At 60.5% G+C, this 22,034-nt stretch carries 20 protein-coding genes and 3 pseudogenes; 6 read left to right on the forward strand and 17 right to left on the reverse strand.

What is annotated here, in order from left to right:
- Positions 1 to 94 precede the first annotated feature (94 nt).
- From ABC728_RS04235 to istA, 6 genes and pseudogenes are all read right to left on the reverse strand, one after another.
- Complete coding sequence (locus ABC728_RS04235; RefSeq protein ID WP_445376279.1) at positions 95 to 1,642, reverse strand: sacsin N-terminal ATP-binding-like domain-containing protein; 1,548 nt, start codon at positions 1,640 to 1,642, stop codon at positions 95 to 97.
- Positions 1,643 to 1,646: 4 nt separating this feature from the next.
- Positions 1,647 to 5,216: a DEAD/DEAH box helicase gene (locus ABC728_RS04240; RefSeq protein WP_416622303.1), complete on the reverse strand. Its 3,570-nt coding sequence runs from the start codon at positions 5,214 to 5,216 to the stop codon at positions 1,647 to 1,649.
- Between the two features lie 370 nt (positions 5,217 to 5,586).
- Positions 5,587 to 6,381, reverse strand: coding sequence for an IS21-like element helper ATPase IstB (gene istB, locus ABC728_RS04245; protein WP_416622302.1), 795 nt, complete (start codon positions 6,379 to 6,381; stop codon positions 5,587 to 5,589).
- Positions 6,371 to 6,613 (reverse strand): annotated as a pseudogene (locus tag ABC728_RS04250) (IS21 family transposase); the annotation flags it as partial. The pseudogene ABC728_RS04250 and the gene istB, both read right to left, overlap by 11 nt.
- Positions 6,614 to 6,664: 51 nt before the next feature.
- Positions 6,665 to 7,854 (reverse strand): IS3 family transposase gene (locus tag ABC728_RS04255; protein ID WP_416622366.1). Its coding sequence is split into 2 segments (ribosomal slippage): positions 6,665 to 7,578 and positions 7,578 to 7,854, totalling 1,191 coding nucleotides; the frame shifts between segments, so codons are not numbered across the junction.
- Positions 7,855 to 7,918: 64 nt separating this feature from the next.
- Positions 7,919 to 9,220 (reverse strand): annotated as a pseudogene (gene istA, locus ABC728_RS04260) (IS21 family transposase); the annotation flags it as partial.
- A gap of 120 nt (positions 9,221 to 9,340) precedes the next feature.
- Between istA and ABC728_RS04265 the strand changes: the two are divergent.
- From ABC728_RS04265 to ABC728_RS04275, 3 genes are all read left to right on the forward strand, one after another.
- Positions 9,341 to 10,864 (forward strand): hypothetical protein, encoded by a 1,524-nt coding sequence (locus ABC728_RS04265; protein WP_445376280.1) that lies wholly within the window; start codon positions 9,341 to 9,343, stop codon positions 10,862 to 10,864.
- 82 nt (positions 10,865 to 10,946) lie between these two features.
- Positions 10,947 to 11,267: a hypothetical protein gene (locus tag ABC728_RS04270; RefSeq protein WP_416621848.1), complete on the forward strand. Its 321-nt coding sequence runs from the start codon at positions 10,947 to 10,949 to the stop codon at positions 11,265 to 11,267.
- A 5-nt stretch (positions 11,268 to 11,272) separates the two neighbouring features.
- A complete protein-coding gene (locus ABC728_RS04275; protein ID WP_416621847.1) occupies positions 11,273 to 12,025 on the forward strand; it encodes a hypothetical protein in 753 nt (250 codons plus the stop codon).
- 472 nt (positions 12,026 to 12,497) lie between these two features.
- Here ABC728_RS04275 and ABC728_RS04280 read toward each other — a convergent pair whose 3' ends face one another.
- The 8 genes and pseudogenes from ABC728_RS04280 to ABC728_RS04315 form a co-directional block, all read right to left on the reverse strand.
- Positions 12,498 to 13,094 (reverse strand): hypothetical protein, encoded by a 597-nt coding sequence (locus ABC728_RS04280; protein WP_416621846.1) that lies wholly within the window; start codon positions 13,092 to 13,094, stop codon positions 12,498 to 12,500.
- Between the two features lie 79 nt (positions 13,095 to 13,173).
- Positions 13,174 to 13,527, reverse strand: a pseudogene (locus tag ABC728_RS04285) (AAA family ATPase); the annotation flags it as partial.
- Positions 13,524 to 14,669, reverse strand: coding sequence for a replication initiator protein A (locus ABC728_RS04290; RefSeq protein WP_416621845.1), 1,146 nt, complete (start codon positions 14,667 to 14,669; stop codon positions 13,524 to 13,526). The pseudogene ABC728_RS04285 and the gene ABC728_RS04290, both read right to left, overlap by 4 nt.
- A 19-nt stretch (positions 14,670 to 14,688) precedes the next feature.
- Positions 14,689 to 14,970 (reverse strand): helix-turn-helix transcriptional regulator, encoded by a 282-nt coding sequence (locus tag ABC728_RS04295; protein WP_416621844.1) that lies wholly within the window; start codon positions 14,968 to 14,970, stop codon positions 14,689 to 14,691.
- 136 nt (positions 14,971 to 15,106) lie between these two features.
- Positions 15,107 to 15,604: a DUF2285 domain-containing protein gene (locus tag ABC728_RS04300; RefSeq protein ID WP_445376281.1), complete on the reverse strand. Its 498-nt coding sequence runs from the start codon at positions 15,602 to 15,604 to the stop codon at positions 15,107 to 15,109.
- Positions 15,540 to 15,872: a transcriptional regulator domain-containing protein gene (locus tag ABC728_RS04305; protein WP_445376282.1), complete on the reverse strand. Its 333-nt coding sequence runs from the start codon at positions 15,870 to 15,872 to the stop codon at positions 15,540 to 15,542. Before ABC728_RS04305 ends, ABC728_RS04300 begins: the two co-directional genes overlap by 65 nt.
- 128 nt (positions 15,873 to 16,000) lie before the next feature.
- The gene (locus ABC728_RS04310) at positions 16,001 to 16,276 is read right to left on the reverse strand and encodes a DNA -binding domain-containing protein (protein WP_416621850.1); all 276 of its coding nucleotides are present in this window, start codon (positions 16,274 to 16,276) and stop codon (positions 16,001 to 16,003) included.
- Between the two features lie 60 nt (positions 16,277 to 16,336).
- On the reverse strand, positions 16,337 to 16,603 hold the full coding sequence (locus ABC728_RS04315) for a helix-turn-helix domain-containing protein (protein ID WP_416621842.1): 267 nt from the start codon (positions 16,601 to 16,603) through the stop codon (positions 16,337 to 16,339).
- A gap of 323 nt (positions 16,604 to 16,926) precedes the next feature.
- Between ABC728_RS04315 and ABC728_RS04320 the strand changes: the two genes are divergently transcribed.
- Both ABC728_RS04320 and ABC728_RS04325 read left to right on the forward strand, forming a co-directional pair.
- Positions 16,927 to 17,247, forward strand: a complete 321-nt coding sequence (locus ABC728_RS04320; RefSeq protein ID WP_416621841.1) for a helix-turn-helix domain-containing protein — start codon at positions 16,927 to 16,929, stop codon at positions 17,245 to 17,247.
- Positions 17,225 to 18,466: a type II toxin-antitoxin system HipA family toxin gene (locus ABC728_RS04325; protein ID WP_416621840.1), complete on the forward strand. Its 1,242-nt coding sequence runs from the start codon at positions 17,225 to 17,227 to the stop codon at positions 18,464 to 18,466. Before ABC728_RS04320 ends, ABC728_RS04325 begins: the two co-directional genes overlap by 23 nt.
- A 91-nt stretch (positions 18,467 to 18,557) precedes the next feature.
- Here ABC728_RS04325 and ABC728_RS04330 read toward each other — a convergent pair whose 3' ends face one another.
- Entirely contained in the window at positions 18,558 to 18,884 is a 327-nt protein-coding gene (locus tag ABC728_RS04330; protein ID WP_276946806.1) for a DUF736 domain-containing protein, read from the reverse strand.
- An 843-nt stretch (positions 18,885 to 19,727) separates the two neighbouring features.
- Here ABC728_RS04330 and ABC728_RS04335 point away from each other — a divergent pair.
- Positions 19,728 to 20,153 (forward strand): VOC family protein, encoded by a 426-nt coding sequence (locus tag ABC728_RS04335; RefSeq protein WP_416621839.1) that lies wholly within the window; start codon positions 19,728 to 19,730, stop codon positions 20,151 to 20,153.
- Between the two features lie 73 nt (positions 20,154 to 20,226).
- On the opposite strand, the gene ABC728_RS04340 is transcribed toward ABC728_RS04335, so the two are convergent.
- Positions 20,227 to 20,667, reverse strand: a complete 441-nt coding sequence (locus ABC728_RS04340; protein ID WP_416621838.1) for a hypothetical protein — start codon at positions 20,665 to 20,667, stop codon at positions 20,227 to 20,229.
- Between the two features lie 149 nt (positions 20,668 to 20,816).
- The gene (locus tag ABC728_RS04345; RefSeq protein WP_416621837.1) at positions 20,817 to 21,743 is read right to left on the reverse strand and encodes a DUF2493 domain-containing protein; all 927 of its coding nucleotides are present in this window, start codon (positions 21,741 to 21,743) and stop codon (positions 20,817 to 20,819) included.
- Positions 21,744 to 22,034: the final 291 nt, after the last annotated feature.

The raw sequence follows: 22,034 nt of genomic DNA on the forward strand, positions 1-22,034 counted from the left end.
CGGAGATGCACGGTTGTTTTTGGCGAAACCCCTGAATCACCGATAGGGAACGCTGTCAAGCTAACCCGCTGATACCACTCAACTTAATTTCGGATCAGGCTCTAACGATCTTTGAATTCCTGAACTGATAAAGTCCACCTTCGCTTGCGAGCTCACTATATAGGAGGGCGTAGAGCTGCTGGTGCCAATCATTCGGCTTTGAGGAAAGCCACTTCATGAATTCGCCGTCTGGGCCACTCACCCAATATGGTGGGTGAGGCACATAGCGCTGGCCGTGCGATGTGCGATCAGTGAGAAGATCAACGAACTCTTCCAGTCCCCATTCCTGAATTTCCAGCGATTCGAGAAATCGGTCCGCATTGGTGTTCTTTTGCGTTGCGCCAACTGACCAGATGAGAGGTGCATCAGCATCTCCGACAAGAAACTCGAGATCTTTCTCGGAGAGAAGGCTTTTCAATGACGCCCTCGCCTGCAAAAGCCTTTTGGCGGGAGCGTGAGACTTTCCGTGCGTAGGCGTAAGCGCCTCATTGTTCATTTCATCAAAGATTGCCGTCCGTATCGCTTGATATCGAGCAGGGATTGAATCCTGCTTGTTCGGCAAGACCGACAAAAAATCCAACGTCAGCAAGCCATGGTCGCGGACCTCGTGAAGGGAAGCTGCGGCGAGACCTGCCAGTTGCTCGAACAGCGGTTCGTTTGCAGGTGTCTCCTTGATGCTCGCTCGGCTTAGTTCCGGTACAAATGGAGCATGAAGATGGAACCGCAGGCCGGATGTTTCTTTCTCGGCCGGGAAGAACACCGCAACCTGACCTGGAACCGGTACAATCTTCATTTGCTTTGCGATCGGGGCGGGCGGGTCGAAGGCCTTCACGTCAGGAAGGAATTCAAGTGCAAAGGCCGTCGCGACTTTGTGCTTCGTCTCCCGCGTCAGTCCCTCAACGGGCTGCGTGAACCTCAAGAAGTGAGAGCTCGCGGTTGTTTCGCCGTTGGTCTCCTTGAGAACTTCGATGTGGTTCTCGGTGTGTTCGATACGAAGTACCGTGCCCCCTCCGCTGTCACCAATTTTCCAGGAGATCGAGTGGAGATGGTTCAGGAAGAGTAGAGTGGTTTCGGCGAGATCTCGGAGGCCGCCTTCAACTTCCTTATAGGCGATCTCCCTCGGCTTCTTGGGGTTGTTGAACGGGAATTCGAAGCGCGTCTTTCCTTGAAGATCGCTGCGATCGCTCAGTAGCGAGGGCAAGACAAGTTCTTTGATCTCGAAGGAATATGTTGGAGACCAAATTCTAGGTGACTCCGTATAGGCAAAAACTGCTTTGAAGCCGACACCGAACCGTCCGATGGTATCGACGTCATCGAACTTCGTACCCTCGCCGACATCCGTAATGCCCAGGATGTCCGCTTCGGAGAACGGCCTACCGTTATGCTCAAATGACAGGCAGTCGCTCCGAAGTTCGAAGCCCACCTCAGTTGCTTCGGTGTCTTCCGCGTTCTGTAGAAGCTCAAAAATGAAGTGTGCACTGTCGGGATAAAGCTCTTCGACGATGCGTCTGATGCCTGTGTGCTTTTTGAGAACCTTTGCGAGATCGACGCGCTCTTCCCGCACGCGGTTAATGACCAGCTGCTTATCTTTTGCGGTCGACATCGTCTTACCCGACCCCCACCATAACGGTTCCGAAAAGCACGGGCGCTGCCCGAATGTCGCCGGTATTCCCCGCCTCGCGCAGTTCAGCGACGCGCCGATCAAAATCCGCGTTTGCCCGAGCAAGCTCGCTCTGCTTCATGATCCGGATCTTCTCATTCGTGGCCTTCAAGATCTGATCTTCCAGGGCACGGACCCGAGCGCGGTGGCTGACCGTGAGGCTCTGTACCCTGTGTTCAGCCAGCTCCTGGTTCTGAGCGATGTGGGTTGCCTGAGCCGCCGTCCATTTCGCGTGATGCAAGACATCCAGATCGTCAAAGTCACGCGATGGTGCAGCGCGTTGCTCGATTGGCTCGGTTGCCGTGTGAAGGATCTTCATTAGCGCTCCCTCGACAACGGGATCATCAGCTACTGCAACGAGCTCCTCGTCCGGCTTGATGCCAAACTTCCGCCATCTGTAGAGGGCAAAGCGGTGAACACCGGCCGGCAGACCGTCGGAGGCTTGAAGCGTGCATTGCATCGCATCGTTGGTTTCGAGGTAGCGCGCGGCTTGCCTTACCAGTGGATGCAGTACTGTCAGATGCATCACCTTCGGGTCATCAGTTGCTGTCTCCTGATCGAAGGTGACAGCGATGCTCGGAGTCCCGCCTTTCAGCCACTTTTCCCACGCCTTGGAGATCGGATCCGCGCTGCGCTTGAGCAGCCTAAAGTCCGCTAGTAGCGCGCTGCGCGCGTCCTGACTCAGGCGGAGCGTCTTCAGGGGCTTGTCGCCGAGCAGGTGTTCGTGGTCAGAGCCTGTCCGAGATTTCAGGTAGGTTGAGACGCATTTCTGAATGGCGTCCGGCGAGAGCCACTCGCTTTCCGCATTGTCGATATCCTCACGCCAGGACACCTTTGGGACATTCAGACCGAAAAGCTCGGATTCTTTCTCCTCGAGTTCCTGCTCTTCGCGAATACGGCGAATGCCATTGTCAGCCAATTGTTGCAGTCTGCGGGACCGCTCTTCATCGGTCAGAACAAAGCTCTCTGCAATATCGTGGATTTCCTGTGTAACCCGGCCGAGAATCTCCTCGCTTCCGCCTACGGCGTGCTGAAACACGCCGATCCGCATCAGGCAACGCTCGTAGATGTCAGCGTCGACCGTTCCAGGCGTGACAAGGTTTACGATACTGACGGTCTCACTCTTCTGGCCGTATCGGTCGATACGTCCGATGCGTTGTTCGATCCGCATCGGGTTCCAAGGAAGATCATAGTTCACAAGAAAATCGCAGAACTGAAAGTCCAGGCCCTCGCAACCGACCTCTGACGACAAGAGCACCTCGAGCGCATCCGGATGCTCTGGGGGCAGGGAGAACCGCTTCCGCAGCGAGGCACGCTCGTCATCCGGGATGTCTCCATGGATGACGCCGTAACGCAGTCCCGCATCCTCAGTGTGTCGGGCGAGGAAGGCGAGTGTGTGACGGAACGTACTGAACACGAGCGCTTTGTTGTTCGCCAGCCGTGTTTTATCTCTCAGTGTTCGAATAAAGGCTTCGACCTTTGGGTCGGTTGTATCAAGAGACTCCGCTCTGCTGATGAGATGTTCGATTTCTTGACGGATGCCCTCGACAAAGCTCAGGTCAACCTCGTCGGCGCTATCGGCGGCTTCAATCAGCTCAAGCTGATCAAGTTTACGGTTCAGGATGTCGGAGAGCATTGGTGCAAGCCCATACAGGCAGCTAGCAGCCTGCCTGCGAATGGTGGTCATCATGAACTTGACGTTCTGCTGACCGTGGGATCGGGCGAGAATGCGGGCGACGACGCCTAGAAGATCGTCGTGAAGCGCTTTCTGGTCGTCGGTGAAATCGACCGTGAGCGTTTGGGGCTTGCGGCTTGTAAATTCGCCGATATCCCGGCGGCGTGTGCGGTTGATGATCGAACTGAACGTGTACAGCTCCTCCAGTTTCCTGGTCAGAGTGACACGCTCCTCATCTGGAAGTTCGACCTCGTCTCGCAGCTTGTCAAAGACACCCTGAAACGTCGGCCCTTCCCTTAGAAACAGCCGCCCCCATTCGGTCTCCGTGGCCTGCCTAAGCTGCTCACTTGCTTCTTGTTGCCAGTTGGGCCCTGTTTCCCGACATAGCCGGACCGCCTCATTTATAAAGCGGTTTGGCTCCGCCATCTGCTCGAAGCTGTTGCGGTCGATCACAAGATCGGGGCGGAGCACATTGAGGAGTGTGAAGAGGTCCTGGCTGCCGAGCTGCACGGGAGTTGCGGTCATCAACAACACGGCACGTGCGTTATCGCAGAAGTATCGGACTCCCTGATGAAGAAAGGTGTCCGAATTGCGGATGTGGTGCGCCTCATCCACAATTACGAGGTCGAATGCTGGGGCTGGGTCGAGGGCCAGGAGCCCGCGATCTCTACGCCGCTTCTTCGTTTCGGACCCAAAGATGAGATCCGAATCAAACAATGAGAAGGGGAGGATGGCTTTCTCATACTGCTCGGGCCACTCGCCTTCGAGATCGGTCTCATGCAAACAGTGCCGAAGCAGCGCACCATCGAGATGAGTGAAGTTCTCGTCGAAGCGCTTTAGCTCTGTTTGCCATTTTCTTTCAGCGACCAGCGCCTTGGGGCAAATAACGAGCACGGACGAAATATCCATGCGGGCGCGGAGCTCCTTCAGGATCAGGCCGGCTTCGATTGTTTTTCCGACGCCGACTTCGTCCGCGATCAGCAAGCGGGGCCGATCGGAGCGAATGAGCTTGAGAACGGGTCTATACTGATAGGGGACGAAGTTCACTCGACCGGAGCGCAACGAGAACAAATTCGCCGTCGATGGTGACAGCAAATGAAGTGCAGTAAGCCGCGCGCGGAACTCATCTATTGAGATGGATGGTTGCTCGCCAGCATCTCCCGCCACAGCCTGCAACTGGCTTTCATAATAGCTGGCTTTTGCTCCATCCTGGAAGACGCAGTACCTGGTTTCTGGCCCGCCGATGATCACTTCGAGCACGGGAAGCTTGACTGAGTTGTCGGAGCGCAGAGCCACGACGTCGCCGACTTTGAACAGGTGCATTGGCGCGTCGGTTGGGGGAGCTTCGGTGGGGGCCGTGACGGAGTTCGCGTCGCTCACCGCCGCGGAAGCCGTTCCGCCTGCGCCGTCGGTCATTCTGGCAAGCGCGGATTCCTTGACTGCCCGAACCGCGCTCATTGAACCCTCATGGGCTCCAATGAGGTTCAAGAGGCGTCCCAGCGTATCTGCATCCCGGTATATCTCGCTCGCGGGGGTTTCTTCCGCAGACACGTGCGCCCACTTGTTGCGCACGGTTTGGAGCTCCTTCACCCAGTTGCGGGCTTCCCGGGGAAGACTGCAGTTGCCGGATAAGTCGTACCAGTTCTGGTCAAGGACACGCAGAAGTGCGGCGAAATCCAACTCTCGCAATGAAGAGATGTTTTTCTCGCCGATGACACGCTGCTGTTGGAAGCTTAGGCGATCAACAACGTGCTTTGCCCACCAGTCCTCGGACAGCTCCGGGAGCTTCTCTTGTAGGAAGCGCGCGAGATCGGACGTCGCTAGTCTCAGCTCGTTATGCATCTTTCTGCCCGATGGAGCTAAAGCGACCGACTTCCGGTACGCGGGCGAAACCGGCGTCTCTGAGCGTCGAGGGCCCGATCGATGAGACGCGCCGTCGTTGTCGATCCCAGACCAGTGCTGTTTGATGCAGCATGCGAGCACGCCCTCTCTGCCGTTGAAGCCCTACGCAAACTAGCGTATCAACGGAAAAATCCGCGGACAAGCGGATTGACAGGGAGAAGAAGCGATGAACCGGCCATGTCCGCCGACGGTGTGACCTTCGGCTTGGCGATTTCGAAGGCCCGCAAGGCACTCGGTTGTTGATTTCCACGCGGGATTGACCCGGGATTTCCGTCGAGAATTGACCCACCATTGATTTATGCGGCTTGGTTTATGATTGGGTCAAGGCATGTGGATTTCCCTTTCTCTTGCCGGATGCTGCGGCAGTGCTGGCTTTGAAACGAAAGCTGTCATTTCCGGTTTCGACGATGTGACAGCGATGTGTCAGGCGATCGAGCAAGGCGGTGGTCATTTTGGCGTCGCCAAAGACGGTGGCCCATTCGCTGAAGCTGAGGTTGGTTGTTATGATGACGCTGGTCCGCTCATAGAGTTTGCTGAGCAGGTGGAATAGCAGCGCACCGCCAGATGCGCTGAAAGGCAGGTACCCGAGTTCATCCAAGATCACGAGATCCAGGCGTGTCATGGCCTCGGCCAACTGCCCGGCTTTTCCCTTGGCCTTCTCCTGCTCGAGCGCGTTGACGAGTTCGATGGTCGATATGAAACGGACCTTACGACGATGATGTTCGATCGCCTGGATGGCGATAGCCGTTGCGACGTGGGTTTTTCCGGTACCGGGACCACCGATCAACACGACATTCTGCGCGCCGTCGATGAACGCGCAGCTGTGGAGCTGGCGCACTGTGGCCTCGTTGATCTCGCTGGCCTGGAAATCGAAACCTGCCAGATCCTTGTAGGCTGGGAACCGTGCGGCTTTGGTGTGATAGGCAATGGAACGCACCTCACGTTCCGCCATCTCGGCTTTCAGCAGTTGGTTCAGGATGGGGATGGCGGCCTCAAAGGCGGGAGCGCCCTGCTCAATCAGATCGGTGACGGCCTGCGCCAGGCCATACATCTTGAGACTTCGCAGCATGATGACGATGGCAGCGCTGGCGGGGTCATGACGCATGACGGCCTCCAGCGGTGCGGGCGCGCAGGTCGTCATAGCGTTCGACATTGGCCTTGGGTTCATGGCGCAGGAGCAGGGTCTGCGGTGCGCTGATGGTCGGCCCGTCGGTCGGCTTGCCATCGATCAGGCGATGAAGGATGTTCAGGACATGGGTCTTGGTTGCCACGCCGTCGGATAGGGCCAGTTCGACCGCAGCCAGCACCGCCTGCTCATCGTGCTGCAGAGAGGTGGCCCCGTCTGATCGGACAGCTTGGCGGCAGGAATAAGCTAATCCCGGTTGTCGTTACGCCGCCACTTTGTCGTATGGGCCTGTTGACGATCCTGCCGGGGTTAACCCCGGCAGGATCGTCGGTCCGGTTTGATGATATGCCTCGTCCGGTGTCCGTCCCGCTAGCGCCGAATGCGGGCGCCGGGCATTGTAATGTCCAATCCATGTCGTCAGCCCGGCCCGCAGTTCAGATCCGGTCTCGAAGGCATGCAGATAGACGCATTCGTATTTCATCGACCGCCATAGGCGCTCGATAAAGACATTGTCCATCCACCGGCCCCTTCCATCCATGCTGATCTTGATGTTCCGGTCCTTCAGCAAGCTGGTGAAACGCGGGCTGGTATATTGGCTGCCCTGATCGGTGTTGAAGATTTCCGGGGTGCCATGGCGGGCCAGGGCCTCCTCCAGTGCCTGGATGCAGAAATCGGCATCCAGGGTGTTTGACAGCCGCCAGGCCAGGATCTTGCGCGTCGCCCAATCCATGATCGCCGTCAGATAGAGAAAGCCCTTGCGCATCGGGATGTAGGTGATGTCCGAGCACCAGACCTGATTGGGCCGGTCGATCACCAGCCCCTTCAGCAGATAGGGATATGTGGGGTGCTGCGGATGCGGCACGCTGGTCCTGGGCTTCTGATAGATCGGCGCCAAGCCCATCCTGCCCATCAGCCGGCCGATCCGCTTGCGGCCGACCTCATGGCCCAGGCGCCGCAGATGCCGGGCCATCTGCCGGGCCCCGTAATAGGGCGTTTCCAGGAACTGCTCGTCGATCAGGCGCATCAGCGACAGGTTCAGCGGGCTCTCCGGCGCCGGCCGATGGTAAACCCCGGACCGGTTCAGCGACAGCAAGGCGCATTGCCGGACAATCGACAGGCCCGCGCGGTCCCGTTCAATCATTTGGCGCCTCTGATCAAGCCCAAGCGAACAGAGGCGTCCCGCAAAAAATCCCGTTCCACCACCAACTGACCGATCTTGGCGTGCAGCTTCTCGACATCCGCGCCGCTGACCGCAGCGTCCGGCTCCACGGCTTTGCCGGAAAACGTCGCTGCCATCCCCTCGATCGCCTGGCGCTTCCATTGCGCGATCATCGTGTGGTGGATCGCGTACTTCGCCGCCAGTTCCGCCAGGGTCTGTTCACCCTTGATCGCCTCAAGCGCGACCTTCGCCTTGAATTCCCCCGAATACCGCTTCCGCGTCACCTTGCCCATCAATCCTCGTCCTTCCAGCAGACGGGATTAGCTTATCACCCTGTCCGATTTCATGGGGCCACCTCTGCAGAACCAGGGCAAGGATATCGACCATGTCGCGATCTCCACCGGGACGCCGCAGAATCTGATCCTGCAATCGCCGGAACCCCGCCGGCAGGTCCGCGAAGGGGGCACCATTGCGTAATGCACCGGGTTTACGCTGGACCACCGCCAGATAATGGTGCCAGTCATAAATTGTCCGGGGCATTTGACGGGATCGGTCAATCCACCGTTCATGCTGGCACAGGATCTTTCCCTCGGCCGCGACAACGAGCCGATCCGGATAGACCCGCAGGCTGACGGGCCGGTTCGCGAACGAGGCCGGCACGCTGTAGCGGTTGCGCTCGAAGCTGATCAGGCAGGTTGGTGAGACCCGCTTGCTCTGCTCAATGAACCCGTCAAACGGGAGCGGCACGGGCATCAGCGCGGACCGTTCCTCTGCCCAGATATCGGCAAGGGTACCGGCGAGATGGCCATGCGGAATCTCCCGCCACAGGGCCAGACAGCGTTGTTCCAGCCAAGCGTTCAGCACGGCAAGGTTGGGGAAATCCGGCATCGGCTGCCATAGCCGTGGCCGTGCGTCCTGCACATTTTTCTCGACCTGCCCTTTCTCCCAGCCAGACGCCGGGTTACAGAACGACGGCTCGAAGACATAGTGGTTGGCCATGGCCAGAAATCGCAAATTGACCTGGCGCTCCTTGCCACGCCCGACGCGGTCAACCGCCGTGCGCATATTGTCGTAGATGCCGCGCCCCGGCACGCCGCCGAAGACGCGGAAGCCGTGCCAATGGGCGTCGAACAGCATTTCATGGGTTTGCAGCAGATATGCGCGGACCAAAAATGCCCGGCTGTACGCCAGTTTGATATGCGCCACCTGCAATTTGGTACGATGACCGCCCAGCACGGCGTAATCCTCGCTCCAGTCGAACTGGAAGGCCTCGCCGGGGCGAAAACTCAGCGGAACGAAAACGCCGCGTCCTGTTGTCTGTTGCTCGCGTTGCCGCGCTGCGCGCCATTCACGGGCAAAGGCCGCAACACGGTTATAAGAACCGGTGAACCCCAGCGCGATCAGATCGGCGTGCATATGTTTCAAGGTTCGGCGCTGCTTGCGCGATTTGGAGGCCTCGGCCTTGAGCCAGCCTGCCAACTTGTCGGCGAACGGGTCCAGCTTGCTGGGACGTTCTGGTGTCGAGAACTTCGGCTCGATCGTCCCCGCGTTCAAATACTTCTTGATGGTATTCCGCGACAGGCCGGTCCGACGCGCAATCTCCCGGATTGCAACCTTCTCACGCAAGGCCAAACGGCGGATGACATTCAAAAGTCCCATGTCGATCACTCCAGTGCCCCCCGTCGCTCATCGCGAAGGGGGAACGGTCACATGGGTCAATTCTCAATGGAAATAAGCCGCCATCCCGGGTCAATCCCGCGTGGAAATCAACACCGTAAGGTGTCTTCCATCACCTTCACCCCATATGCCGGCGACGTCCGCATCCATAATACTTGGCTGAACCGCATGCAGGCCGACGGCACGGTGAGCACGGCCGAGTACAACGCCATCGCCCATGTCGTCCTGCACGAGATTGGGCATGCGCTCGGCCTCTCCCACCCGTTCGGCAACGACATCTCGTTGGCCGCCGACTACCAGGTCAAGGCGCTGACCGTCATGGCCTATGACGACGTGGGCAAGAATACCTACGGCTTCACCGCCGCCGGCACCGCATTGCAGATCGACGACAGCAACCTGAAGATCCTCGACGTGCTGGCCATCCAGCACCTCTACGGCGCCAACGCCGAGACCAACGCCGGCAACAACACCTACGCCTGGGCGCAGGACACGGCCTTCCGCACGACGGTCTACGACGCGGGCGGCACCGACACGATCGACCTGTCCGCCTCGACCATGCGCTCGTCCATCGACCTGACCCCCAACAGCCTGTCGAGCATCAACCTGCGGGTCACCAATGCCGAAAAGCTGATCAATACCACGGCGGCCATCTACCAGAACGCCCAGAACGCCGCGAACCTCTATACCGGGGAGAACAACCTCGGCATCGTCGGCACCATCGAGAACGTCAAGTCCGGGTCGGGCAGCGACCGGATCAACGGCAATTCGGTGGCCAACGAGATCAGCGGCGGAGCCGGAAACGACAGCATCTGGGGCGGGGCCGGCGACGACCACCTGTTCCTGGGTACCGGGAGCGACCGGGTAGTCGCCGGCACCGGCAACGACTACGTCGACGGCGGCCGGGACATCGACGTGGCTGGACTGTTCGGCCCGCGTTCCGGCTATGCCATCACCCGTCAATTCGACGGCAGCCTGAAGGTCGTGGGCCCGGAGGGCGCCGAAACCTACCTGAACATGGAATTCCTAGCCTTCAACGACGGCGGCAAGGCCGGCCTGTGGCTGAACGCCGCCGTGAAGCTGGGCGGCGGGTTCGACGAAACCTTCTACCTGGCGAAAAATCCCGACGTGGCGGCGGTCGTCCAGTCCGGCGGCCTGGCCAGTGGCTTCGCCCATTGGCAGCAGTGGGGGCAGGCCGAAGGCCGCGTGGCGGTCGATGCCCGGGCCAACCCGCTCTACGACGAGGTCGGCTACTTGGCTATGAACCCCGACGTGGCCGCGGCCGTTGAAAGCGGCACCCTGCGTAGTGGTTATGACCATTACCTGGCCTACGGCAAGGCCGAGGGCCGTTCCCTGACGCCGCTGTTCGACAGCGCCTACTACCTGGCCAAGAACGCCGACGTGAAGGCTGCCGGCCTGGATGCCTGGACCCATTTCATGAACTATGGCTGGCGCGAGGGTCGCGACCCGTCCGCCTACCTGGACGTCAGCGGCTACCTGGACGCCAATGCCGACCTGAAGGCCGCCGGTGTCAACCCGCTGACCCATTACTTGCAGCACGGCCAGGGCGAAGGCCGCCTGCTGGTCGCCACCAGCGACCTGGGCCTGGACTGGACCTACCTGGGCTGAGCCAAGCCACCATCCCTTCACTGCAACCAAATCGCCGGTGCGGGACGAGGCGTCTCGTCGGCAAATCAAATAGGAGAGCACCATGAAAGAATCGGCCGCATCGGCAGTCGCCCTCGGTAGCCCCGAGGCTATCCGGGCCGCCCTCACCCTGGAGGCAGGCAGTGACCCGGCCCGTGTCGAAGCCCTGCGCGTGCAGATGGTCGGCGGCGCCGCCATGCTGAAGCGGATCGGCTATTGGGTCTTGGGGCTCGGCATCCTGGCCAGCCTGACGGTAATCGGCGCCATTATCGGCCTGCCGATGATCGTGACGGGTGCTGGCATGGCCTGGTATTTCGGGAAGCGGGTGAAGAACATCAACGCCGGATGCGATCTGTACCTTACTTCGATCAAGGTGAGGGGATAAACAACATGTTGAAGATGAAAGATCTTTCCGTCCTGCTGTTCTGCTCCATGGTCTCCCTCCCAGGTTGTTCCAAGCCCGAGGAAGCAACAGCACCGAAGGCGGCGAATTCCGAACCGGCAGTGGATGGTGCCGCCGCGTCCGTCGTGGCACCGACGGAGGCCATCCCGGAAAAGGCCGTGGCCCCCGTCGTGCCGGTTGCGGACCGGTCCAAGCCGCTGGCGACATACGAGAAACTCGATAGCGGCCGAAAGCTGTTGTTCGCATATTTGGCCGTGGGCACGCAGCCCGTTGAATACGAAAAGGTGGCTGGCTTGATCTCGCCTGGGCTGTCCTACGCCGACGAGTTCAAGAAGCGCGACCTCATCCAGTCCCTACGGCCGGGAATCGACGCAGAGATCGAGCAGGCCAAGGGGATTAGGTATTATTACATGGACATGAGCGGAATACTGGACAAATATGACTTCGACAGCAAGTCGTTCCGCTTCATGGCATTCGCCAACGACACCCCTAGCGTCTACTTCCCAACGACCGGAAACTACAGCATGGTCTTCACGAATGCCGTGCAGTACCGGCGGTTCACGGTGACAGATGAGGCCAAGGCAAGGCAGATCGAGACCTTGAGGGCTGAGGCATCGAACATGAAGTCGAAGGTGTATTTCTTTACGACCGGCGAACAGCTGGGTGAAAAGATCGTGAACGCGGAGATCGTGAAGGTCCAACTCCTGGACCCAAAAGGCAACCTCCTGGTGGAAATGTAATCCAAGCGCCCGCTGGCGATGTCGCGGGGGCAGTTGCGGCAGCATGAAGGTCACCCCGGCATTCGGGCCTTCATGCGGCTGCCCTATGAATGGCCTGTGAGGCTACCCGGTGAATCTCGAGCATACCGCGAACCGGAATCTTGGTTCCCCAAAATTGCCGGGGGGCACTTGGAAATGTTCAATAGGAAGGCCGTAGGACGGGTCTGTGCCCAGCTCCGGGCCTCTTCCTGATCTTCGCCGCTGTAAAGGCCCTTCAAACGCATCCCCGTTCTGGTGCCATGCATCGATAGGAACGCGTATGGACGGCGAACCGACTAATCGGTGACGTCATCCGCATCAGAGGGGCTGTACGCGCATACTATAGCGCGGTTTTGTCTCGTTTCCACCGCCAACCGTTGGCATGCCTCTGCGCCGGGTTCGCGGGATACCTCACCTCGCGCTGACCGTCGTCAGAAGCCAATGACCGCCGACCTCATGGACCAGGACCGTCAGCACCGGCGAAGGCATCGTGCCATCTCGCCTGTACCGTGGTCGGCAGGCAAGGCATCAGCGGCAATCGTGGTAGTGGCTTGGCTACCACTTTGACCGGCAATTCTGCCTCAGCTCTTATGTGCCGCACCGAGCGACCACTCCGCCACCGGCCATATCGGGTCTGACAAACCGTCGTGCTGTGCCCGAGGACCATTGCCACCACCCTCACATCACTTCGGCTCTTCTTCAAGTCGCTGCTGATGGCATGGCGGAACGAATAAGCAGAGATGCATTCTCGTCGCTTCGGCCAAAGCCGGCGGCCGGCCGCGCGGATGGTATCAGAGAGCTTCGTTTTGCGGCTGGGGTGATCGCCACCCAACCCTACAAATGCCCGCCGTATGGCGAGAGCGAAGATATCCGCATGCCACTGATCGTCTGGATAAATGTAAAGCGTGCGAAATTTCCTGCCGGCGTCGGCTTTCGCGGTCGGCACATGGATTGCGATCACTTTCTTCGGCTGTATCCGGAGTTGGATTTTTGCCAGCAGTTCCGCGGGCCGGCAGCCGATCGCGGCTGCCAGCAAGACGGCGTCCGCCATCTTCGAGCCCGACTTCCGCACCTGTTCCACCACAGCTCGCTGCCACCCAGCCGGCAACCCGAAAATACTCGGAAGCTTAGGCCCAGCCATCGAAGGGCGACGGCTGGACCGGGATCAGCACAAGGTCGGCGGCGAGCAGCGCCGAGCGCATAAGGCCCGCGACGCGGGGCGGCCCGTCGATGACAACGACATCAGCATCACGCGCCAGTTCAGGCGCTTCGCGGTGCAGCGTATCGCGGGCCAGGCCGATGGTGCTGAACAGCCTCGGCAGCCCTTCATGGCTGCGCCGCTCGGACCAGTCGAGCGCGGAGCCTTGCGGATCAGCGTCGATCAGGATGACGCGCCGTCCTTCCGAAGCCCAGGCTCCGCCAAGATGCAGCGCCAGCGTGGTCTTGCCGACCCCGCCCTTCTGGTTCAGGAGCGCGACGATCATCTGCGCCCTCCCGGCTTGCCAAGAGGAAGTTCAGGGGTGTTTGTTGCCCCGAGTGTCCCACGGTCTGTAGGGGTCGCCTTGCCATGGCGTGCGCCCGATCTCAGGGCAGTTCCGGCCCTCGTGATGAGCTTTTCCACATCGCGCCGACGCTCTTCAAAGTTAGATTCTGTGTTAGACTCTAAGTTAAGAGCGCGATTTTCGCTTTTATTACCGGAGGATAAGAGCGGTTTGGGTTCCTGATAGCACGAGCCGGCGGTTCCTGATGGCACGATAGTGCGGGTTCCCGATAGCACGAGACTATCCACAGGTTTTCCACAGGCTGGAACGGGCTCGAACGCAAGCAGCATCCGGCCGCCGGCTTCGACCTCGGCGAACAGGGTGTAACCGGGCAATGGCTGTCGGCGGATAATGTCGCGCAGCTCGAAGGCGAAGCGCTTGAACGGCGAAAGACTTCCCGATTTCTGATGCAAGTGGCGAAAATCGAACCGCCAGCCGTTTTTCTGCCGCCCGCCATGCTTGCGCACCAGGCGATAGAGCCAGCGGTCCAGCCCGCCCGTCAGGTCGAAATACGTCCGGTCGATGGTGAGGATCAACGCCTCGTCCAGCACCGCGCTGTAGAACCAGTCGGGAACGATCAGCTCGATGCCGTCCGGGCGGCCATCGGCCCCGGTCCGCTCGCACCACTCGTTGATCCAGGAAAAGCGATGGCGCCGCCCATTGGCGGGCTGACGGATCGAGGTTGCAACCGTGGTCGATTGCAGGCGGTCGAGCGCCGCCTTCAGGCGCTGATAGTCCCGCCGGGATGTTCCGCGCCCCGTGAATGTAAGAATCTCATAGGGCGTTGCCGCCATCAGGCGTGAGGTGCGCAGACCTGCGTCCCGCGCTTCAACGATCTGGCTGGCGGCCCAGATCAGAATATCGGCGTCCCAGATCGTCGCCATGCCGTGATCGGGAACAGCTTCGACACGGATCGAGACGCTGCCCAGGGCAAAATCAATCGGGCGAATGCGGTGCGATTTGGAAAGGGAGAAGAAGGGATAAGCCATGAGATCCTGTGCGTCTCGTGGTGCGAATTCACCGGGAAGCGCCCGAAAGAGATCGAGTTGTCCGCGTTCCGAGGCGGATCGGTGCTGGGCTGCCATCGCGGGACCGCAGCTGCGTTCAGCGCGTAACGCGCTTGGGCGAGGTGAATGACGTCGCCGGCAGAGGTTTCGCCGGGAGAACCTGCCCACGCGGATCGGAGGTGGAGGTAACCGCTCCCCGCGCGACCCAGGCCGCCAGGTCCTCCACCGAATAGACGACGCGGCCGCCGAGCTTGTGATAGGCTGGCCCTGTCCCGTAGGTCCTGTGCTTTTCCAGCGTGCGTGCGGAGAGACTGAGGAAGGCGGCGGCTTCCTTCGTGCGCAGGTAGCGTGGCGGCAAGGCGGCGAGATCAGGTCGCATGGGGCGGGCCTCCGTGATTGTGCAGGATGCCGCTGACGATCAGCGGCGTGTCATGCGCACGGTGGCGAAGGAACGTCGGCATAGGGGATGAGGAAGATCGTAGGGGTAAAATCCTCCCCCCGATCTGGCGGCAGCGTCAGGGTTTGCGACGATGGCGCAAGAGGTCGTGATAACCGCCATCAATGAGCGCGGCGGCGGATCGGACAAGGGCGATGACAGAAGCGCGCAAGGTCGATGTCTTCCAGGGCTCGGCCCGGACGCGATCCTCGCCATAGATCGCGATGGCAATCTCGCGATAGGTCGCGTGTTCGGCATTTCCGTCTGCTGCCTGCATCATCAGGCGGAAGCGCCGGCGTTGATACGGCGTCATCCTGGTGTCGCGGCGCGCCGGTTTCGCGGCCAGCATGTGCCAAAGCCGGAGAATAGCCTCGAGCCGGTCCGGCAGATCGTCATCAAGTGGCAGGATGATCGCGGGTCTGGCATCAGCACCGGTATCGGCGAGGATCAGATATTGAATACCGTCCCCGGCATGGCATGTACCATATGCCCCCTCCGGCGCGCGGATCGCATCATGAGGTTCGACGGATAACGCCTGCGGCGAGCGGGTCAGAAAATCTGGGGTGGCCCCGAGCATCAGCACGGCCGGATTGGCAAGGGGTGACCAGACGACTGGCTGCTCGAGCGCGGAAAGGCCGGGGTCTGCGGGGAAATCGCAACCCCCAGTGATGCTGGGCATCATCTGAAAGGGGATGCTCCCCAGCTTCTTGCGCTACAATGTCATCGAAGTTGGCCTGATAGGCAGCGTTACGGCGTAAGCATTCCCATGCGACGCCCTCGACGGGCAGTGCGTCGTAGAAGTCATATTGGCTCTGGTCGCGCCAGCGGGAAGTGTCCGGCTTCATTACTCCGCTCCCGGTTGAATTTTCATAGGTGGAGCGTGAAAAATTCCGTCACATTGACGCAGATGGAAGCCGGAATGCAGACATGGAGCGATGCCCTGAGAGCATCACTTCATGGGACGGCAGCCTCATCAGCCGTGATCTGCCGGACGGCCAAGCAGATGGCGATAGCCGCTCTGCGTCATCCATCGTGCCCTGGCCAGATGACTGTCATGGACCCGTCTGGCGCGTTCAGGCTCCTGGGCAGGGTCAATACCAAAGAGCACATTAACGGCTTCGGTCCATTCCGCGCCGTCGTCGGCGGCATCGAGCAGTCGCATATAGAGCTTGATATGCGTGCGATCATACTCGGTGAGCACGTCCCCGACCGGTGCCATGTCTTTGAAAGGGGGAGCCGCGGATGTCATATCGAGGATCGCCGCAGGATACGGGCCGCTGGCGCAGTTCGATGAATGCACATGCGCCGATCAGGCGCCGTAGATTTGTCGGTGACTCTTCTCATCCTGGCCATGAACCAGCAACACTCCTTGCCCGCGATCTGTGGACAGAAGGACGATGCCTGCTGCTTCAAGCGCCCGCCGAACCTGATCCCGCGTTGTCTCATACACCTCGAGCCGGTTCTCGGACTCGAGGCGCTTCAGGGCAGTCAGTGATATTCGGGCCTTGTCAGCGAGCGTCTCCTGCGTCCAACCCAGCAACGCGCGTGCGGCCCGCGACTGTCGAGCGGTGATCATGCATGATCACCTCCCATCGCGACCGGCGCGCATTCCAGAACTACGGCTATTTTAGTCGCTCTTGCCCGATCCGCCACATGAATTCGGCGAATCCGGCCAGAAGGTTATTTGCATAAGGTAGCAGGCAGGGCTGCCTGATTCGTCTTCATGCCCGCATGCACGGCACTTTATACTGTCCGCAGTGCCGATCAGCCGATACGCGATCCCCAAACGATTCACGAATAGAAGCCATGATACGAATACATATCACCGCCTTGGCATTCCCCACTGTTTGTGATACGTACTCAGATCACAAGTATAGAATTGACCCGTAAAGGCATCATATGAAGGCGGAAGACGAAGCACTGCGATCGATCGGCGACCATTTTCGCCGCGCGCGTCTGGCGACCGGTCTGACCCAGGAGCAAGTCGCTGATCTCGCCGGTATATCGCGGCCGCGCTACCGCGACATCGAGACAGGCGCTGCTGCCGCGCGCGCCACGACATTGATCAACATTGCCCGGGCACTCGGGCTGGAAATGATGCTGGTCCCCCAGACGATGGTGCCCGCCATTGAGGCGCTTCTGCGTCCCGAGGCCGAAGATGATCGTCCGGCCTTCCTGCCGCAACCGGAGAGCGACGATGACAGCCGCCCGCACCGCTGAAGCCATCACCTCGCTGGACGTCTCACTGAACGACGTAAAGGTCGGGACGATTGTCAGGACGCCGGGCGATTACAATGCCTTCAGCCTTGATCCCGGGTATCGCGCCGCCGGAGGCCTGCCGGTTCTGAGCCTGTCCTTGCGCGCAGCGACAGGTGGCCTGCGCAAGGATCCGCGTCCGGTTGCTGGCGCCCTACCGCCATTTTTCGCAAACCTTCTGCCCGAAGACAGGCTGCGCGAGGCCATGGAAAAGCACCATGCCGGCAATGTCCGGCCGAGCAATGATTTTGACCTGCTGGCGGCGCTTGGCGCCGATCTGCCAGGTGCCGTGCGGGTTCTGCCCAGCGACGGTCAACCGGGCATCCGGGCGGCCGCTCCCTCGGGGCAACCGAAAGCCCGCTTCTCGCTTGCGGGCGTGCAGATGAAACTCTCGGTGATGAAGAACACCGGCAAGGGCGGCGGGTTGACGCTGCCGCTTGGGGATGGTGAAGGCCAGTATATCGCCAAGTTCCCCTCCACGGCCTTTCCGGGGGTGTCGGAGAATGAGTTCGCGAACCTTGCACTTGCCGAGGCCATCGGCATGGAAGTGCCCGAGCGGGAACTGGTCGGCCGCGACCAGTTCGAAGGCATTCCCGAGGAGTTCGAGACGCTTGCCGAAGGGCTCGTCCTGCTGGTCCGGCGTTTCGATCGCGGAAGTGATGGCACGCGAATCCATATCGAGGATTTTGCGCAGGTTTTCGGCCTCTACCCGGCACGCAAGTATGACGGCGCTGCCTCTCATGACATCGCATCCGTGCTGAATGTGGCGATCTCACCCTTCGCCGCCTTGGAGGTTGTCCGGCGGCTGACCTTCTCGGTGGTCATGGGCAATGGCGACATGCACCTCAAGAACTGGTCGCTGATCTATCCGGGCGACGGCAACACGCCCGCTCTTGCGCCGGTATACGACCTGCTTTCCACCGTTCCCTATATTCCGGCCGACGGATTAGCGCTGTCACTCGGTGGCGAGCGATCCTTCAAGGGGCTGACGCCAGACAGATGGAAAGCCTTTGCCAATCGGGCACGGCTTCCCGAGCCCGCCGTCCTCAAGGCGGTCGCCGAGACGGTGAAGCGCATCGATGCGCGGTGGTGGACCCTGCCGGAACGCGAGACCGTTCCCCAGCCCGTGCTGGAGCGGATCGACGCCCATGTGAAAATCATGATCCCGATCCTGACCGGCTGAGCAGTTCCAGTCCGGTCAGGATCATCGACGCGGCGGCTTTCCCGCGGGCACAAAGGCCCCGACCTTTTGGTCGGGGCCTTTGTGCTGAGCCTCAGTCGCCGCGGCGACCGTTGGGGCGGGACCAGATGAGCGAGAAGGTCTCGCCGTCTTCCTCGTCGAAGAGGTTGGCGTAGATCGGGGCGTTGAAGCTCGGATCGTCCAGCTTGAGCCCCAGATAATCGCGGCCCTCGTTCGAGCGCTTAGACCAGGCGGCGCCGATCTCGGCGCGGCCGACCAGAACCCGGTGGCTGGGGGCGTTGTCGCCGGTGGCGCGCAGGTCGGGGATGATGCGCACGCCCTTGGCCTGGACGCTGAGGGTGACGATGTCGCCGGTGAATTCGTTCGAGCCGGTCTTCTTGAATGTGCCGATGGTTGCCATTTTAAGTCTCCGTTTTCCGTTTCCGAGCCCGCACCATTGCGGCCTCGATGGCGATCGACAGGACGAAGACGAACGCTGGCGCACCCCCAAAGGGGGCTGGACGGCACAGGAGAAACTTTCTTGGCGCGCGAGGAATGACGGCTCTGCCGGCAGGGGAAGAAAGTTGTGACGACGCTGTTGCGCCGAAGCGGTCGAAGCGCCCCGCGCTGTTCTTCGGCCAGATCAGGCCATTGAAGAGGCCGTTTGGAGCGGTTGAGACACCGGGGGCTGAACGGAGATGGTGGCGACCTTGAGGTCCATCGGGGTAACCAGACCGGCAATCACCGGCAACTCTATCACCCTGTGTTCCGGGCCGGACGCATCCATCTTCCCGGCCATGTCCATCCGTATCACCCCCACCGGGTTTCGAGCCTGACCGCGACTTTAGCGCTGACGTTTTGCGCTCCGCCCGTGGCCGTGTCAGGGGATCAAGCCGATCAGACGATGTACGCCGCGAGCCTGTCGGCATTTTGATGACGTCGGCAGATGCCCCGCATACACATTGGCCATCATCAACAGGCCACTGTCGCACAGCTGCCCAAAAGGACTGGTCCGCAGGTAGGTGCGCGGCATCTGCAACGCGCAGAGCACCCGTCTCGCCCAACAATGGTTCAATGGTTTATGCAGACCATTGCTGCCATTGACCATCCCGGATACCCGACCTAATCTCTACCGGTCTGAAACAGGTTAGGCTCGGGACGGTTGGCCCAGCCCCCGCGCCCTGCGGGTCCTTCCGGTGCAAGGCAGCGGCCCAAGACTATCAAGACATCTGTGCGGTACAGGTGCCGATAGAAAGGGCATGATATGAAACCCAGGATTTCCGTTCTGACACTCGGTGTAACCGATCTCGAACGGTCGCTTTCCTTCTATCGAGACGGGCTCGGTCTGCCGACGAAAGGTATCATCGGACAAGAGTTCGAACATGGTGCAGTGGCGTTTTTTGACCTATCCGGCGGGTTGAAACTCGCCCTCTGGGCACAAGTTGACATTGCCCACGATACCGGGCTGGCTATGCAGCCGGTAAGTCCGACCGCCCTTACCATCGGGCACAATGTTGCGCGACAGGAAGAAGTCGATCAGTGCATGGAGGCTGCTGTGCGGGCAGGTGCCGAGATGATCAAACCTGCCCAGGACACATTCTACGGCGGCTATGCGGGCTACTTTCGCGATCCTGACGGGCACCTTTGGGAAATCGTCTGGAACCCAGACCTGATTCCGCCGGAGGATTGAGCCGTCTTCCGGAAGTCACTGGTCTTCACCGGGCCAGTGGCCGCTTTATGGCTTCACGGCTACGCTCAGCATTTCATGCGCGAGCGAGGCTGGAGTCAGCAGGGCCGGCGGTCGCCATGCCAGCAACACGCAAAAACGCCGTCACGCCCACAGCGACCGCGCCAATCACCGAAAAGATGATCTGCCAGGTTTCTGACGGCATCATGTGTTTGACGATGCCGAGCGTCGCATGAAATCCGGCCACACCCGCCGGCGCAACAAAGGCAAGCGCGATCAGAATCCGAGCCCAGATCGGCCGGACCAGCATGAGCAGGCCCTGACCAACCGCCAGCGTCAGTCCGGCGGCAACCAGGCCGATGAGTATGGCCCCCAGCCATCCCGCGCCCGTGCCATAGGCCCAGGTGCCGGCATTGAGGCCGATGAACAAAGGCAGCGCGAAAACCGCAAGGTTGAACAGCAGCCAGCACATGGTGCCGATGGCTGCGATGGACACAAGAATCCCGAGAACGATCATGGTGGTGTCTCCGTGCAATGGGTTGAACGGTTGCGCCTTCCACCACCACCATGGCGCAAAGCGGAATATAGCATGAACATGGCGCCTTGCGCGAGCCGGAATGATCGGTGGTTTCGGCCATCCGGCTCATGGCAAGGAAAAGGCAGCGCTCACGCGCTGCCGGTTCCGAAGCGATAGACGGGGATGCCCAGCTTGCGGGCCTTGTCGCCAAGGTTGTCCTGAATGCCGGTGCCCGGGAAGATGATGACCCCGATCGGCATGGTGCCGAGCATCTGGTCGTTACGCTTGAAGGGCGCGGCTTTGGCGTGTTTCGCCCAGTCGGGCTTGAAAGCGACCTGTGCGACCTTGCGGTTATTGGCCCAGGTGGCCGCGATGCGTTCGGCGCCTTTGGGCGATCCACCGTGCAGCAGCACCATGTCCGGGTGCTTGGTGTGGACCTGATCGAGTTTGGCCCAGATCGTCCGGTGATCGGTGGTGTCGCCGCCCGAAAAGGCGATCTTCGGACCGGCGGGCAGCAGCACCTCATTGTCAGCCCGACGTTTTGCGGCGAGAAAATCGCGGCTGTCGATCATGGCAGAGGTCATCTGGCGATGGTTTACCCGTGAGCCGGAACGCTGTGACCAGGGCGTGCCGGTGGTGCGCAGATAGATGTCGGCGGCAGTTTCACGGAAGGTCTCCATGCTGTCGCGGCGCTCGATCAGGCTTTGCCCGGCGCCGATCAGCGTCTCCAGCTGGACGGACTTGACCTCGCTGCCGTCCTGTTCGCGCTGAAGGCGCTTTTGTGCCTGCTCGTTATCGTCGAGTTTGCGTTCGATCCGCTCGACAGCGCGGTGGAAGGTGTTGACGGTGGACCAGAGGATTTCGTCGAGGTCGAAATCGAGGCTGGTGTCGGCCATGGTGGAAATCAGGGCGTCGAAGATGTCGGAGACTGCGCCCTGGATGACGTGATCTTCGGGTGTGATCCGGGGGTCGGCTTCGTCTTCGGAGGGGCGATAGCCGTAGAGTTCGAGTTCTTCGATGGCATGGCCGGTCGGGGACGTGCTGTGATCGGGTTCGAAATCGTCGTGCGCGTACATGGGATGCTTCCGTCAGTTGGACCGCGACCGTCGCGGCCTTCATGGCGACGAAAGCGCACGGGCGCTCCGGTCTGGCAGCGCGAGCCTCTGGCGAGTGCCTTGATGGCAAAGCCCGGCTGATTTGTTTCGCGCTGTAAAGGCGGCTCCGCCGCCGACGGAAATCAGTCGGGCGCCGCCATTGCCTGACCGGAGCGTTTGTGGGCCGATCGCCCTCTGAGGAGGCCAAGGCGCGGTCCTCTGCTGATGACAGGATGCAGCCTATGCGCACGACAGGATCGGAACGCCCCGATC

This window comes from Niveispirillum fermenti, from assembly GCF_052474395.1.